This is a genomic window from Kitasatospora sp. NPDC002543 (genome assembly GCF_053594915.1).
This window is the reverse complement of the sequence record NZ_JBSFWR010000104.1, coordinates 1-15541: the sequence shown is the minus strand read 5'-3', so window position 1 is coordinate 15541 and position 15541 is coordinate 1. Positions and strand designations below refer to the sequence as shown.

The 15541-nt window shown below is 73.6% G+C and carries 14 protein-coding genes; 7 read left to right on the top strand and 7 right to left on the bottom strand.

All coding sequences use genetic code 11. The features are described from left to right. Window position 1 precedes the first annotated feature (1 nt). Window positions 2-1579: a class I adenylate-forming enzyme family protein gene (locus tag ACWD4P_RS31300; RefSeq protein WP_359819076.1), complete on the bottom strand. Its 1578-nt coding sequence runs from the start codon at window positions 1577-1579 to the stop codon at window positions 2-4. Window positions 1580-1598: 19 nt separating this feature from the next. After that, window positions 1599-2141, bottom strand: coding sequence for an SRPBCC family protein (locus tag ACWD4P_RS31295; protein ID WP_359819078.1), 543 nt, complete (start codon window positions 2139-2141; stop codon window positions 1599-1601). Between the two features lie 146 nt (window positions 2142-2287). Here ACWD4P_RS31295 and ACWD4P_RS31290 point away from each other — a divergent pair, with 146 nt between their 5' ends. Beyond that, a complete protein-coding gene (locus tag ACWD4P_RS31290) occupies window positions 2288-3298 on the top strand; it encodes an NADPH:quinone reductase (RefSeq protein ID WP_449781976.1) in 1011 nt (336 codons plus the stop codon). A gap of 84 nt (window positions 3299-3382) precedes the next feature. Further along, window positions 3383-5035, top strand: coding sequence for an MFS transporter (locus ACWD4P_RS31285; RefSeq protein WP_449781975.1), 1653 nt, complete (start codon window positions 3383-3385; stop codon window positions 5033-5035). Here the strand turns inward: ACWD4P_RS31285 and ACWD4P_RS31280 are convergent. The 4 genes from ACWD4P_RS31280 to ACWD4P_RS31265 form a co-directional block, all read right to left on the bottom strand. Continuing rightward, entirely contained in the window at window positions 4963-5796 is an 834-nt protein-coding gene (locus tag ACWD4P_RS31280; RefSeq protein ID WP_359819085.1) for a class I SAM-dependent methyltransferase, read from the bottom strand. The genes ACWD4P_RS31285 and ACWD4P_RS31280 overlap by 73 nt on opposite strands. 267 nt (window positions 5797-6063) lie before the next feature. Next, complete coding sequence (locus ACWD4P_RS31275) at window positions 6064-6555, bottom strand: DoxX family protein (RefSeq protein WP_359819088.1); 492 nt, start codon at window positions 6553-6555, stop codon at window positions 6064-6066. 178 nt (window positions 6556-6733) lie between these two features. Beyond that, window positions 6734-8296, bottom strand: coding sequence for a 4-hydroxyphenylacetate 3-hydroxylase family protein (locus ACWD4P_RS31270; protein WP_359819091.1), 1563 nt, complete (start codon window positions 8294-8296; stop codon window positions 6734-6736). A gap of 38 nt (window positions 8297-8334) precedes the next feature. Next, complete coding sequence (locus ACWD4P_RS31265) at window positions 8335-8994, bottom strand: FMN-dependent NADH-azoreductase (RefSeq protein ID WP_359819093.1); 660 nt, start codon at window positions 8992-8994, stop codon at window positions 8335-8337. A gap of 331 nt (window positions 8995-9325) precedes the next feature. Here ACWD4P_RS31265 and ACWD4P_RS31260 point away from each other — a divergent pair, with 331 nt between their 5' ends. From ACWD4P_RS31260 to ACWD4P_RS31250, 3 genes are read left to right on the top strand one after another with little or no spacing between them, the layout of a single operon-like run. Further along, entirely contained in the window at window positions 9326-10609 is a 1284-nt protein-coding gene (locus ACWD4P_RS31260; protein WP_449781974.1) for an aromatic ring-hydroxylating oxygenase subunit alpha, read from the top strand. 35 nt (window positions 10610-10644) lie between these two features. Continuing rightward, entirely contained in the window at window positions 10645-11130 is a 486-nt protein-coding gene (locus tag ACWD4P_RS31255) for an aromatic-ring-hydroxylating dioxygenase subunit beta (protein ID WP_359819099.1), read from the top strand. Beyond that, a complete protein-coding gene (locus ACWD4P_RS31250; protein WP_449781973.1) occupies window positions 11130-11426 on the top strand; it encodes a ferredoxin in 297 nt (98 codons plus the stop codon). Before ACWD4P_RS31255 ends, ACWD4P_RS31250 begins: the two co-directional genes overlap by 1 nt. 66 nt (window positions 11427-11492) lie before the next feature. On the opposite strand, the gene ACWD4P_RS31245 is transcribed toward ACWD4P_RS31250, so the two are convergent. Then, entirely contained in the window at window positions 11493-12548 is a 1056-nt protein-coding gene (locus ACWD4P_RS31245) for an alpha/beta hydrolase (protein WP_449781972.1), read from the bottom strand. Between the two features lie 623 nt (window positions 12549-13171). Between ACWD4P_RS31245 and ACWD4P_RS31240 the strand changes: the two genes are divergently transcribed. Then, on the top strand, window positions 13172-14893 hold the full coding sequence (locus tag ACWD4P_RS31240; protein ID WP_449781971.1) for an amidohydrolase: 1722 nt from the start codon (window positions 13172-13174) through the stop codon (window positions 14891-14893). Between the two features lie 31 nt (window positions 14894-14924). Continuing rightward, entirely contained in the window at window positions 14925-15506 is a 582-nt protein-coding gene (locus tag ACWD4P_RS31235; RefSeq protein WP_449781970.1) for an autoinducer binding domain-containing protein, read from the top strand. Window positions 15507-15541 lie beyond the last annotated feature (35 nt).

The following is a 15541-nucleotide window of genomic DNA, read 5'->3' as shown; positions in this document are numbered from 1 at the left end:
GCTATCGGCCCCGGTTCCCGTTGTCCGGGGCACCGTCGCCCAGGGCCCTGGCGAGCTCCAGCCGCTTGATCTTGGTGGTGGCGGTCTGCGGCAGGTCGGCCCGGCGCCACTGGACCGGCTCCGCCATCGGGGGCAGTCCGGCCGTGGCGCGGGCCCACGCCGCCGGGTCGAGCGGCGCGTCGTCCCGGGTGCACACCACCGGCACCGGCCTGCGGTCCGAACCGGGCACGATGATGACCTCCGCCAGCTCGTCCAGCGCGGAGAAGAGGCTGTCCTCGGCGGCCAGGGTGCTGCCGAAGCCGGGGATCACGTCGACCTCGCGGTCGAGCAGGTGCAGGCAGCCCCACCGGCTGCGGTAGCCCACGTCGCCCATCCGCCACCACGCGTCGTGCTCCTGCGCGGCGTACCGCTCGGCTTCGCCCAGGTACGTCAGGACCCGGCCGTTGGTGCGGACCTCGATGAACCCGGGGGACGCCTCGGACACCGGCAGGCCGTCCTGGCTGACCACCCGGACCGCGGTCATGCCGGGGAAGGCGTGGCCGACGCAGCGGCCGTCGGCGTCCTCGCCGCGCCACCGGGTGAAGATCCGCCCGACCACCGGGCCGGCCTCGCTCTGGCCGTACAGCTGGGCGAAGACCGGCACCCGGTGCCGGGAGGCCCCCAGCATCCGGCGCACCGTCCGGGGGTGGATGGCGTCGAAGGTGCTGCTGAAGTACTTCACCTGGGCCAGCGGCCGGCGCGGGTCGTCCACCAGCTCCTCCCAGCGCATGAAGGTGTTCGGGTGGGCCTCCACCACGCCCGGGCGCAACCGGGCGAACAGGTCGGCGGTGCGCCGCGGTTCGTCGTCGGCCAGCATGATGAGCGGGAAGCCGCGCAGCAGCGCGATGGCCATCGCGGTGAACAGCCGGGAGTGCACGAAGGACACGTGCACCGCCACCGGGCGCCGCTTGCGGATCAGGGCGACCGGCGCGGCCTGCGGCCGGTAACGGGCCTGCAGTGTCCAGCCGGTGTGGACGGCCAGCTTCGGCAGGCCGGTGGTGCCGGAGGTGTGGGTGATCAGCGTCGGATGGTGGGGGGACACGGTGACCGGCGCGACCCGGGGTGTCCCGGCCAGGTCCGCCAGCGGGAGGGCGCCGGGGTGCTCGCCCGAGGTGAGCAGCACCCGGCGCGCGTGCCCGAAGACCTCGGGCGGCAGCTCGGTGTCCAGCTTGGCCCGGTCGGTGACGAGGTAGGGCCGGTCCACCCGGGCCACCAGCTCGGCGACGGTCGCGCCGTCGAGCTTCGGCGACAGCAGCACCGGCACCGCGCCGATGCGGGCCGCCACGCAGGCCAGCAGGGTGATGTCGAAGCCGTTCGTCTTGTAGACGACCACCCGGTCCCCCGGCCGGACCCCGGCCGCCCACAGCCGGGACGCGAAGTCGGCGACCAGGCCGGCGATCTCCCCGACGGTCAGCCGGCGGCCGGGCGCCAGGTCGGTGTCGTGGTCGAGGATCACGACGTTGGCCGGGTGCCGGGCGGCCGCCCGGTCGAAGAGCGTGCCCAGCCGGATCCCGCGGTTTCCCATCCGTTGCAGCAGCATGTCCCGCCCCTCCTCCCGATCAGGCCTTCTCGACGATCGCCTTGACGCGCAGCACCGTCGCCCGGAGGTCCCCGGTCAGCTTCTCGGTCCACTCGGCGAGGAACTTCGCCCTGGTGGCCTCGTCCATCTCCGCGGTGATGCCCCGGATCCCCTCGGTCGCGGCGCCCATGCGCAGGCCGTGCGCCAGGACGCAGCCGTCGCCGTCCGCGGCGATCTCGTACGACCAGACGCTGTCCTGCGGGTTCCCGGCGCGGTCCCGCATGGCCCAGCGGAAGACCCGCCCGGGCTCGGCGGCGACCACCTGGGACTCGGTGTGCCAGGTGCCGCGGACGACGGGCGCCCACGCGACGACGGACTCGGCGCGCAGGTTCTCGCCCCGGAAGACGGCGCCCACCGTCGCCGGGCTGCCGGACACCCAGGTGCCGCCCAGGCACTCCGGGCTCCACTCGGCACTGCGCGGCAGATCGCTGACCACCGCGTACACCTCGGCCGGCGTCGCGGCGATCCGGGCCTGCGCCCGGACATCGAACAGGGGCGTGAGCGGGAAATCGGTTGAGGTCATGGATCAAATCTGGTGGGGGCCGCACCGGCAGTCAAAGAACAGTCGGCGGATGCGTCAAGTCGGGGCCTCCTGTGTGAACTGACGAAGGCTCAGGAGATTTCCCGGCGCATTCCCGACCGCGGTCCGCCGGTGCCAGAATCGGCGGCGTGCTGGCTGCCTATGTAGACCGACTCGGTTCGCCCGAAGAGATTCGGCACGGTGCGCTCCCGGCCCCGCGGCCCCGGCCGGACGAGGTGCTGGTCGACGTCCTCGCCACCACGGTCAACCCGGTGGACACCTTCGTGCGCTCCGGGCAGTACCGGACCGCGCTGACCTTCCCGTTCGTGATCGGCCGGGACGCGGTCGGCGTGGTCGCCGAGACCGGCGCCGAGGTGTCCGGTTTCGTCCCCGGCGACCGGGTGTGGTGCAACAGCCTGGGCCACGACGGCCGGCAGGGCGCCGCGGCGGAACGGGCGGTGGTGGCGGCCGACCGGCTCTACCACCTGCCGCCGGGGGTCGAACCGGCCGCGGCGCTCGCCGTGGTGCACCCCGGGGCCACCGCCTGGCTCGCGCTGTTCCGGCACGGCGGCCTCCGGCCGGGGGAGACCGTCCTCGTCGCCGGCGCCGCGGGCAACGTCGGCAGCGCGCTCGTCGTGCTGGCCGCCGGGGCCGGGGCCCGGGTGATCGCCACCGCCGCCCGCCACGACCTGGCCTACTGCCGCGGCCTCGGCGCGGCCGAGGCACTCGACTACGCCGACCCCCGCCTAGCCGACCACCTGGCGTCGCTCTGCCCCCGGGGCGTCGACGTGCACCTGGACACCTCGGGCCGCAACGACCTCGGCTCCGCCGTCGACCTCCTCGCCCCCCGGGGCCGGATCGTGCTGCTCGCCGGGGCCCGCACCCGGCCCGTCCTGCCGGCGGGGGCGCTCTACACGAAGGACGGCTCGGTCCGGGGCTTCGTCATCTCCCGTGCCACCACGGACGAACTGGCCGGGGCCGCCGACGTCCTCAACCGGCTGCTGCCCACCGGGCGGCTGCGGGCCCGGAGCACGGAGATCCTGCCGCTGCCCGCGGCCGCCGAGGCCCACCGGCGCATGGAGGCCGGTGAACTGCGCGGCAGGCGGCTGATCCTGGACGTCGCCGGGGCCGCGGGGCTCCGACCGTCCTCCACCTCCTAGAGACCGAGCCACCGCGAAGACCACCACGAAAGCCACTGCAACAGCCACTGCGACAGCCACTGCGAAGCGAGGAGGCCCCGCCCGATGGAACGCCGATGGTGGACGCTGCTGGTGGTGTGCGCGTCGATGTTCATGCTGCTGATCGACGTCAACGTGGTCGTCGTCGCCCTGCCGGACATCCAGCACGCGCTCGGCGCGGGCTTCGGCAGCCTGCAGTGGATGACGGACGCCTACGCCCTCGCGCTGGCCGCGCTGCTGCTCACCGCGGGCTTCCTCGCCGACACGTACGGCCGGCGGCGACTGTTCGTCCTGGGCCTGGCCGTCTTCACCGCGGGCTCGCTGCTCTGCGGCCTCGCCCCGAACGCGCCGGCGCTGGTGCTGTTCCGCGCCGTGCAGGGGGTCGGCGGCGCGATCCTGTCGGCCACCTCCCTGGCGCTGCTCGCCGGCGCCTTCCAGGGCCGGCAGCGGGGGGTGGCCTTCGGCGTCTGGGGTGCGGTCGCGGGCGTCGCGACCGGCCTGGGACCGGTCCTCGGCGGGGTGCTCACCGGTGGCGTCGGCTGGCGGGCGATCTTCCTGGTGAACGTGCCGGTCGGCCTGGCCGCGCTGGTCGTCGCGGTGCGCCGGGTGGACGAGTCCCGCGCCCCCGGGCGCCGCCGGATCGACCGGCCGGGCGTGCTGACCCTGACGGCCGGGCTGTTCAGCCTGGTGTACGGGCTGATCACGGCGAGCGAAGCCGGCTGGGGGCAGCGCGGCGTGCCCCTGTGGCTCGCGGCGGCGGCGCTGTTCCTGGTGGCGTTCGCGGTGGTCGAACGGCGGGTGCCGGAGCCGATGTTCGACCTGTCGCTGCTGCGCATCCCGACCTTCGTCGGCGGTTCGGTGGCGGCCTTCGCGATGAACGCCTCGCTCTACGCGGTCTTCGTCTACCTCGTCCTCTACCTCCAGAACGGCCTCGGCGGCAGCCCCTCGGTCACCGGGGTCCGGCTGCTGACCGGCTCCGCCGTCACCTTCGTCGCGGCCTTCGCCGCGGGCCGGCTGACCAGCCGGGTGCCGGTGCGGTGGCTGATCGGCCCGGGCCTGGGCCTGGTGGGCGCCGGGCTGCTGCTGATGCGGGGCCTGACCGCCGGGTCGGACTGGACTCACCTGATCGCCGGGCTGGTCGTCTCCGGCCTCGGCGCCGGCTTGGTCAACCCGCCGCTCGCCTCGACGGCCGTGGGCGTGGTGCCGCCGCAGCGCTCCGGGATGGCCTCGGGGGCCAACCAGACCTTCCGGCAGATCGGCATCGCGGTCGGGGTCGCCTGCTACGGCACGGTCTTCTCGGCCACCCTGGCGGCGACGCTCCGGGACCGGCTGGCCGACGTCCCGGCGCTGAGCGGCCAGGCCGGGCGGATCGCCGAGGCGGTGCACCGGGGGGTCGCCGACCGGGCGGTGGCGCTCGCGCCGGAGGAGGCCCGCGAGGCGCTGGCCGGTGCGGTCCGCACCGGGTTCGCCGACTCCCTCGACGCCGTGCTGCTCGTCGCCGGCCTGGTGGCACTGGCGGGCGGCGTACTGGCCGCCGCGCTGATCCGGGGCCGGGACTTCGTGCCGGCCCCGGGCCAGGGCCCGGCGGGGCGGGCTCCTGCCCCTGGCCCTGCCCCCGCCCCGGCGGGGCGGGCCCCGGCCGCCGGTCAGACCACGGAGGCGAGCAGGAACGACTCGCCGACGTCCGGCCGCAGCCCGTCCGGGCGCCCCGCGAAGTAGCGCTCGGTCAGGTCCGCCGTCGAGACGTGCCGCACCTCGTGGAGCCCGCACTCGCGCGCCAGCCGCAGCATTTCCTCGGCGGAGAAGAAGCTGCGGAAGCGGATCGGGTAGTGCGGCCGCTCGCCGCCGGCGGCGACGGTCTCGGGCGGCAGCAGGAAGGTCATGGCGAAGGCGGAGCCCGGGGCCGTCTTCGCGGCCTTGGCCAGGGTGTCCGCGACGGCGTCCTTGGTGAGGTACATGCTGACCCCGGTGCTGGCCAGCACGGCGGGCCGGTCCGGGTCGAAGCCGGCCTCGACCAGCCGCTGCCACCAGTCCTCGTCCGCCTCGAAGTCGACCGGCACCAGCCGCAGCCGGTCGGGCACGCCGTGGCCGAGCTCGATCAGCCGCTGCCGCTTCCACTCCTGCGGGCCGGCCTGGTCGACCTCGAACACCCGCATCCCGGAGGCGAGTTCCGGGCGCCGCTGGGCGAAGGTGTCCAGGCCGGCGCCGAGGATCACGTACTGCCGCACGCCCTCGGCGAACCGCTCGGCGACCAGGTCCTCGACGAGCCGCGCCCGGGCGACGACGCCCGCGCGGAACCCGCTGGTGGCTTTCCTGCCCATGTCGGGGCGGCGGCGCCAGTTCTCGCCCGGGGCGACGAGCTCCAGGCCGATCTCGTCCTCCAGGACGTGCGGGGGCGCGTCGACCTGGACGTGCATGGCCCGCCAGAGGGCCACTCGCACGGCGGTCGACTCGGGCGCGACGGTTCGCTGGGCAGGCATGGCGTACTCGCTCTCGGTGGGTGGACCACCGATCACGTTAGGTCATGCGCGGGGCCCGCGCGGTGGCGTGCGGGGCGGTGTGCGGGGCGGGTCCGTCGTGCCCGGCCGGTGTGCCGGGGTCCGTCCCGCCCGGCCGATTTCACCCGATGGGATGATGCCGTTCGGCAGCTTCCCGGGCGCCGCGGACGGTGCGGTCCGAGGAGCCCGGGAGCCCGTGGTCCGCGGAGCCCGGGAGCGCCGGGAGCGGGTGGGCCGAGCGGCCCGGGATCAGAACCTCTCGTCGCGGAGCAGGCGCCACACGGCCGTCCCGGTGGCGACGCCGAGCGCGACGGCGCCCAGCCCCCAGGCGGGGCCGGTCCGTTCGCGGCCGAGCGCGCGGTCGACGGAGAACGCCCCCGGGCCGTCCCACGCCAGGCAGGCCGCGGCCGTGGCCAGTACCAGCGGGTACTCGTAGCCGCCGTTCTCGGCCCACAGGCCCTCGTTGCGGTGCACGGCCGCGGCGTTGACCATCTCACCGATGAGGGCGGCCGCCGCCAGCGGGGTGGCCGTGCCGGTCACCAGCCCGACGCCCGCGGTCAGTTCGGTGACGCCGGCCAGGGTGGCCATCGAACGGCCGTCGCGGTAGCCGAACTTCTCGAAGTTCTCCGCCGTCCGTTCGTGGCCGGCTCCGCCGAACCAGCCGAACAGCTTGCGGCCGCCGAAGCCGATGGCGAGCCCGCCGACGACGCCCCTCATGACCAACCGGCCCGTACCAGCCATCGCCGTCCTTCCGTCCTCCCGGCCGTGCCGGGGATCGAGGTGCCCGCCGGGCGCCGGCCACCGGCGACCGGGGGGGTCAGTGCTAGCATCCTAGCAGTGGCCTCCCCGGGCCGCCGGTGGGCCGGGTGTGCGAGTGGGGAGATTCCCCGATCGCACACCCGGGCCGGGCGGCGGAGCGCTACGAGGACGGCTGGCTCCTGGCGGGGTACATCCCGGTGAGCGGCCTGGTGGGCGCGGGCGGCGGAGCCATCTCCAGCACCTCCGGCGAGAGCGGGATGTCCAGGCTCCGGTCCGAGCCGGCCAGCGCCCGGTCGACCGCCCGGTGGATCTCCGTCTTGTCCGCGCCGAGGTAGAGCCCGGCGGTCAGCCGCACCGGGTCGCCGCTGTAGTAGTCGACGTACTGCATGAGCCGCTGGCCGAACCCGTCGCCGGCCACGTCCCAGGCGAGCTTGAACAGCCGGACCCGCTCCTCCGCCGAGACGCCCGGCCGGCCCCGCACGAACCGGTCGATCAGCGGGCGCAGCTCCTCGTTGGCGAAGTCCCCGCTGGACGGCGCGTAGAAGAAGTTGCCCGCCGCCAGGATCCGGATGACCTCGACCATCCGGCGGTGCGTCGGCGCGGTCTGCATCAGGAACGCCATCATCCCCGGCAGGTACGGCACCCAGGTGCCGTCCGGCAGCGGGGCGGCCAGCGCCTCGGCGCCGTAGAACAGCGTCCGCAGGGTCTCCAGTCGCGAGATCAGGTCGCCGAGCTTCTCCTGGACGTGCAGGAACTCGTTGATCCCGGTCGCGTCCGCGACCCTCGTCGCGATGCCGCACAGCAGCTCCAGCGAGGCCAGGCTCCGGGCGCCGTTGACCACCAGGACGCTCGGGTCGTTGCCGAGCACCCGGTTGACCAGGTCGCGGCTGCCGGGCCGGCCGTCGACGACCACCCGGTCCCACGGCACCAGCACGTCGTCGAAGATGGCGATGCAGTCCATCTCCTCGAACCGGCTGCTGAGCGGGTGGTCGAACTCCGTCCGGCCGGCCGGAGCCACCGGCTCGCGGCAGATGAACTTCAGCCCGGGGGTGTCGGTGGGGATCGCGAACACCACCGCGTAGTCGTCGTCGCCCGGGGCGATGCCCCCGAACGGGACGACCACCAGCTCCTCCGCGAACGGCGCCATGGTGCTGAGCATCTTCGCGCCGCGGACGACGATCCCCTCGTCGGTCTCGCGGACCTTCCCCAGGTGGAGGAACGGGTCCTCCTGCTGGGAGGAGGTCTTCGACCGGTCGATCGCCGGGTTGATCAGCACGTGGGTCAGGAAGAGGTCGTTGTCCCGCACGTGCTCGTAGTACCGGCGGGCGTTCGCGCCGAACCGCTCGTCCAGCTCGCCGAACACCGGGGCGTTGGTGTTCCAGCCCAGGACGAAGGCGTTCATGAAGTCCGGGGACCGGCCCATCATCCCGAAGGTGTGGTCGGCGCGGAGCTTGAAGTGCCGCCGCTTGGCGACCAGGTCCTCCTTGCTCCGGCACGGCTGGAACGAGCGCGACAGCCGTTCACCCGTCACCGGGTCGGGGTAGGTGCAGACGTCGACGTACCGCGGGTCCAGCTGGAGGTCGTACTGCTCCGCTATGGTCCGCAGCGGGCCGGCGAAGACCGGCTCCTCGGTGACGTGGGCGATGCGGCGGCCGTTGAGGTAGATCTCCGGCTGGAGCGACTTCAGGTTGTCCAGGTACTGCTTCCCGGTGCGTGCGGGCACGTTGTCCTCCTTGTCGGGCGGTGGGCGGGAGTCGCGGCTCAGCCGAGGACGGTGCTCCCGTGCCGGGCGAGGCTCCGGCCCGCCGCGCGGGCCTGCTCCTCGGCGGCGGCCCGGGTGCGCGCGGCGAGTTCGGTGAACCGGTCGAGTGCCGGATCGACCCCCACCAGGGTCAGCTCCCGTTCCACCACGGAGAGCCGCATCTCCCAGACGTCGCTGAACATGCGCCGCATCCAGCCGATGGCGTGGTCCCAGCCGTCCCGCGGGGTCCCCGGCCCGTAGGCGCCGCCCCGGGCGGTGACCAGCACCGCCGGCTTGCCGGTCAGCGGCTTCTCCCCGCCCGGGGCCATCCGCGGATCGGTGAGCACCACGTCCACCCAGGTCTTCAGGTGCTGGGAGACGCCGAAGTTGTAGAGCGGCGCGGCGAGGACCACGGCGTCGGCGGTGACCAACTCGTCGGTCAGCGCCGTGGCCAGGGCCAGGGCGTCCCGCTGCTCCGGCGTGTGGTGCTCCGGCGGGGTGAACCGGGTGGACACCGCGGCGGCCCAGGCGGTCGGCGGCAGCGGGTCCTCGCCGAGGTGGCGCCGGACCACCCGGGCGTCCGGCGCGGCGGCGCGCCACTCGTGCTCGACGAGGTCGGCGAGACCGGCCGTGCTGGACCGGGGGCCGAGGATGCTGGTGTCCAGCCGTAGGAGAGACATCACGAACTCCGGAAGGGTCGGGGGTGGCGGTTTCCTGTTTCCTGAGCAGGTCGATGCCCCGTCCGAGGGTCATCGGGAATCCACCGGCTGTCAATCACGCCGGGAAATGCCCCGGGGGTTTGTCCGACTGGGAGTTTTCCGGTTCTCCGGGTTCCCCCGCGCCATCCGTCGTGATCACACCGGCGGACGGGACGGGAGGGCCGGTTCTCCCCAGTCGGACAAGGGCTTCCCCGCCGTGCCGATCGTTGACGACGATCTCGGCCGGTGGCCACAATCGTCGCGAATCTTGTACGGGCAGGGCGGCATTCGCATGCCCCTAGGGAGGTGGCCCATGGAATTGAGCCCGGATTTCGGCACCGATCTCGCCGGCGGGGTGGTGGACCGGGAAATCTACACCAGCGAGAAGATCTTCGCGTTGGAGCAGGAAAGGATTTTCACCCGGACCTGGCACTACGCCTGCCTGACCCGTGACCTGAAGAACCCCGGTGACTACTTCACGGTCTCCGTCGCCAACCAGCCGGTGCTCGTCATCCGGGGCAACGACGGGGAGATCCGCGCGTTCCACAACGCCTGCAGCCACCGCGGCGCGGTCCTGACCGGGGAGCGGTGCGGCAACCAGGGCCAGGTCCTCAAGTGCATGTACCACGCCTGGTCGTTCAACCTGAAGGGCGAGCTCACCGGGGTGCCCTACCAGGAGGGCTACGGGCCGGACTTCGACCGCGGCGCCTTCGGCCTGAAGCCGGTGCACTGCGACACCTTCCACGACCTGGTCTTCGTCGCGATCCGGCCGACGGTGCCCTCGCTCACCGACTTCCTCGGCGAGATGACCGACCACCTCGCGCCGTACGTGCAGGGCATCGAGCCGGTCGGCCGCAACAGCTGGATCTACGACGGCAACTGGAAGTTCTGGCACGAGAACTTCCGGGACGACTACCACGCCGAGTTCACCCACCGCAGCATCCGCGACCTGCTGGTCGGCACCGCCACCAAGGGCTGGAACTGGGGCGCCTCGCCGGGGCACTCGGTCCTCCAGTGGGCCTTCCCCCCGCTCGACCCGCCGAAGTACGCCCGCGCCCTCCAGCGCTTCAGCGGCGTGGACTTCCCGGACGGCACCATGCCGGTCGGCTGGAACAGCATGCTCGCCCAGGGACCGCCCGGACCGCCGGAGGGCTTCGAGGGCTTCGGCGGCGGGGAGCCGCCGGAGATCCGGCAGGAGGTGCTCGCGCTCTTCCCCAACCTCGACGTCCAGCCCGGCCCCAAGGACACCCCGCGCGGCATGAAGGCCGGGTACATCCAGACGGTCACCCCGCTCGGCGTCGACCGCGCCCGGGTCGACATCACCGTCTACTCGGACGTCGAGGACGACGAGGCGGCCCGCCAGGAGGTGCTGGAGAACCTCGCCGACACCCAGGGCTCCTGGGGCAAGATCAGCTGCGACGACACCGAGGCGGCCGTGCGCTGCCAGACCGGCGTGCGCGGAGAGGGCGGCCGGTACAACCTCTTCACCCGCGGGGTCGAGCCCGGCCGGGGCGGCGCCGGCGCCGACGTCCGGGACGAGTACTCGCAGCGCGAGTTCTTCCGGGTCTACCAGCAGTACCTCCAGGACGAGTCGTGAGCGGCCCGACGACGGAAGGAAGGCGCGACACCGCCATGTCCACAGCGGCCATCAGCACCGCCGGCCTGCGCAGCGAGGTCGAGGACCACTACGTCTCCTACGCCCTGGCGATGGACGACAAGCGCCCCAACGACTGGGTCGACCTGTTCCTCGACACCGGGCTGTACGCGGTCGGCACCCACAACAACGTCTCGACGACGGGCATGTGGTGGTACACCGACCGGGGTCTCGGCGCGCTGAAGGAGCGCGCCGCGTACATGAACGGCTACCTGCGCCACAACCCGACCCGGACCCTGCACACGATCGGCAACGTGCGGGTCCGGGAGACCGAGGACGGCCTGGTCAAGGCCGAGGCGTACGTCGTGCTGTACGTCTCCGACCGCGTCGAACCGTCCCGCTTCCACGTCTGCGGCCGCTACGACGACATCCTGACGCGGACGGCCGACGGGCTGCGCTTCGTCGAGCACCGCGTCGTCCTCGACGCCGAGACCATGCCCGGGAACATGGGCGTGCTGCTCTGATGCCGCCGCGGCGGGAACAGGACGGGACGGCCGGGCCGACGGGACCTCGCATCGCGCGCGTCGAGGTGGACCTGACCCGCTGCGCCGGGTACGGGCATTGCGTGGACGCCGCCCCCGAGGTCTTCCGGATGAGCGACGTCGCGGAGGTCGCCGAGGTGCTGCGCCCCGAGCCCGGGCCCGAACTGGCCGACTCCGTACGGGAGGCGGCGCGGATCTGCCCGGCGAACGCCGTGTTCCTGTTCAAGGAGCGATCCCCGGCCGGGTCGGCCGGGGCCGCGGACCCGCCCGCCGGCTGAGCGGGGCAGACGGCGGCAGCCGAGTGCCCGATGGCGCCCTCACGGGGGCCATCGGGCACTCGCGCGTCAGCAGGGTCCGACGACCCGGTCCAGCCAGTCCACGGTCGTGCTCTGGAGGACGCCGGTGTTCGGCACCAGGTTCAGGCCGTGCCCGGCGTTCGGGAGCAGCAGTACCTCGAAGCTGGGCGCCGAGGTCCAGAACGGCGCCTCCTGGGCGCGCAGGCCGGCCGCCGAGGTGCAGTCCTCGTACCCGGCGCCGCACATCAGCGGGTCGTGGTCGCCGAGGGCGAACAGGACCGGGACGTCGATGGCCCGGCTGACCGCCGGATCGGTGATGAGCGGGTCGCTCGCCTCCATGAAGACGTCGACGTCCTTGGTGAGTTCGTCCGCGAGGAGGACACCCGGGTCCATCGGCTGGTTCGCGTAGAAGACGGTCGCCCGGCTGCCCGGCTTGGTGGTGGCGTACCCGGCGTCGTACGGGTGCCGGCCCCCGGTCACCGGGTCGGTGTTCGGGTCCTGCCCGTTCTCGATGATCGCCTGGGTGCCCGCCGGGTTGTTGTAGTGACCCAGGGCGGTGACCAGCAGCGCGTCGACGTCGTGGTACGTCGACGCCTCGATCTCGGACACCGCGGAGCCGAGCGAGTAGCCGGCCAGCACCACGTTGTCGAAGGCGGTGCCCCCTATTCGGCCGGCCCGCAGGTCCTGCACCACCTTGTGGATGTGCCCGGCCTCGGCGGCCAGGGTCAGCTGGGAGCTCGGCGGCACGGTGCTGTTGCCGGTGCCGAGCCGGTCGACGACGAAGGTGGCGTACCCGGCCCGGTTGAGCTTCCGGCTGAACGAGTAGGTGTCCGGCTGGTACGGGAAGTCCCAGTAGTGGTGGTTGTACGTCGCGCCGTGCACCATCGTCACCACGGTGCCCGGCGAGGACCCGGCCGGACGGCACAGCTTGCCCCACAGCTGCCCCGTGCCCGAGCCCAGGGGGACGTCGACGGTGGCGGTCCGGCAGACCGGGGCGGTGAGGTCCGCGGCGGGAGCGGCACCCGCGACGCCGACCGACAGGAGCGACGCCGCGGCGCACACCACCGCGAGGCGCCGTAACACGGAGAAGGTCCGATTCCCCATCAAGTTCGTCCTCGTTTCGTCGAAACTGTCGTGACCGGCGACGGGCGCCGCGCGGCGCCGCTCCGTACCCGGAGAAGAGGAGGAGGCGCCCGGAGAACGGAATCCGGCGGCGCGTCCCGGCGCCGGCGCGAAGTCCCCGTCGTGCTCCGCGGATCCGCATCCGGGCAGGAACGGGAAAGCACCCGCGCACGCGTCGATTCCCCTGGGGCGGCCACGATCGGGCAGGTGATACTGCGCGAGCATAACCGCCCGGCCGCGCACCGGTACACCCTTCCCCGCGATCGGGCCGCCACTCGGCGAAGGCGCCAACTCGCCATGCGAAGCGGGGCATTGGACTCTCTTGCCGGGCCTTCCGGAGTTCGCCCGGCCACTCCGCGCCGAGGCCGCGCGGCAGGGCCGGCGGCCGGACGTCGCCGTGGCGGCTCGATGCCCCGGGCTCTTGACGTCCGGGAGCTCGGAAGCACCAGTGACGTCACCGTCGGGCCGCCCGACGGCCCCGGTCCCCGCCCGGGCCGCCGTATCGGTGGGATGACCGATGTGCGGCGGGCGGGGGCGCGGCCATAGTCCTCGGGAGGGCGTTCGCGGGGTGGCCGCGGCGCGCCAGGCCTCCGAAGGGACGTTCCATGGACACGCACGCCGATCTGGTGTTTCTCGACGGGCGGGTGGTCACGGTCGACGCCGGGTTCTCCGTGGCCTCGGCCCTGGCGGTGACCGGCGGGGTCATCAGCGCCGTCGGCGGGCGGGAGGACGTCGCACCGCTCATCGGCCCCGGCACCCGCGTCGTCGACCTGCGGGGAGCGACCCTGCTGCCCGGCATCAACGACTCCCACCTGCACGGCTGCGCCTTCGGCATGGCCACCCCGCCGCTCTCGCTCGCCCTCGGCCACCCCGCCGTGGCCTCGCTCGGGGACGTGGCCGAGGCGGTGCGGGAGGCCGCCGGCCGGACCCCGGCCGGGCAGTGGATCACCGGGCACGGCTGGGACACCGGCTACCTCGACGAGTGCGTCCGGGACCCGTCGCGGGAACCCTCCCGGCACGACCTCGACGCGGTGAGCCCGGACCACCCCGTCGTCCTGTACTCCTTCTCCGGCCACGCGACGTGGGTCAACTCCAAGGCCCTGGAGCGCATCGGGATCGACCGGCACACCGTCGCCCCGCCCGGCGGGGCCGTCGTCGTGGACGAGGCCGGCGAGCCCACCGGGATGCTCCACGAGGGGGCCCAGGCCCTGGTGCAGAACGCGCTGCCGCCGCTCAGCCGGCGGGAGCGGGCCGACGCGATCCGGTCGACCCTCGCCACCCTCGCCCGGCTGGGTGTCACCAGCTACACCGAGCCCGGGCTCGGCCCCGGCGGCGAGGGCATCATGCGGGGCGCGCTCGGCGCGGAGACCCTGGACGTCTACCGCGAGCTGCTGGCCGCCGGCGAACTGACCGCCCGGGTCGGGGTGTTGCTGCTGCCGACCGGGATGACGAGCACGACCGAGGAGTTCGCCCGCGGCCTCGCGGCACTGCCCGGCCCGGCGGCACTGCCCGGCCCCGGCGGCGCGGATCCGCGCCACCTCGCGATCCACGGGATCAAGGTGTTCGCCGACGGCGTCGTGCCCAACCGGACGGCCTGGATGCACGAGCCGTACGTCGGCGGCGGCTGCGGATCCCTGTGCGTCGGCGGCGACACGGACGGCGAGCGCACCGCCGAGATCGCCGAGATGATCCGGCTCGGCCACGCCGCCGGGCACCAGCTGGGCGTCCACGTCACCGGCGACCGGGCCATCGACACCGTCGCGGACGCCTTCGCCGCGGCCATGGCCGGGCACCCGCGACCCGACGCCCGCCACTACGTCATCCACGGCGACTTCCTGACCGCGCACAGCATGGAGGTGCTGGCCGCGCACGGCTTCGGCGTCAACATGAACCCCACCATCAAGTGGACCGTCGCCGACCTGGAGGAGGAGTTCGTCGGCGCCGAGCGGGCCGCCTACGCGTGGCCCTACCGCGACGCCGTCGACGCCGGCGTGCGGGTGGCGAGCGGCTCCGACGCCCCCGTCACGCACCCGGACTGGCGTCAGGGCGTCGCCACCATGGTGCTGCGCGAGTCGAAGGCCACCGGCCGGGTCAGCGGTCCCGAGCAGCGCATCGCGCTGGCCGAGGCGATCCGCACCTACACGATCGACGCGGCCTGGCAGGACTTCGCCGACGACTGGAAGGGGTCCCTGGAGCCGGGCAAGGCCGCCGACCTCTGCGTGCTCGACGGGGACCTGCTCGCCGCCGACCCCCGCGACATCCCGGCGATGCCCGTCCTCCTCACCGTCGTGGACGGGCGGGTCGTGCACGACGCCCTGCGCGATTGACGTACTCCGGGAACATGATCATCCTTGGTGGGTGGCACCGGAACGGACGAACGCGGACATCCTGGACGCGGCCCTCCGCGTCCGCGAGGCCGCCAGGGGCGCCGCGGCCGGCACCGCCGACTTCGACGCGGTCCTGACGGCCCTGGCGGAGGTGGTGGCGTACGACCACGCCTCGCTGGCCCGGTGGGATCCGCTGCACCGGCGCCACACCACCCTGGCCGGGAGCTACCCGGACGACGCCACCGCCTACATCGAGACCCGCCTCCACCACGACCCGGTGTTCGCCCTGCTCCGGAGTCCGGCCCGGGGCGGACTCTGGCTCGGGGACGTCCCGGGGCAGCTCCTGGCGGCGTCCCCGGGCTTCCGGCAGGTGCTGCGCCCGCTCGGCATCGAGGACGGCGTGGCCCAGTGCCTGTTCGCCGCCGACGGCCGGTACGTCGGCATGCTGAACGTCAGCACCCGCCGGCCGCGGCACGCGCCCGACCCGGCCCGGGCCGTGGTCACCCTGCTCACCGAGGCCCTCGCCGCGGCTGTCACCCCCCGCCCGGACCGGCGGTCCGATCGGACCGCCGACCACAAGCCGAACCGAACACAAAAATCAAAAACTAGATAAAGTCCCGGGGGATTTACGTAAACCACAGCGAAAAC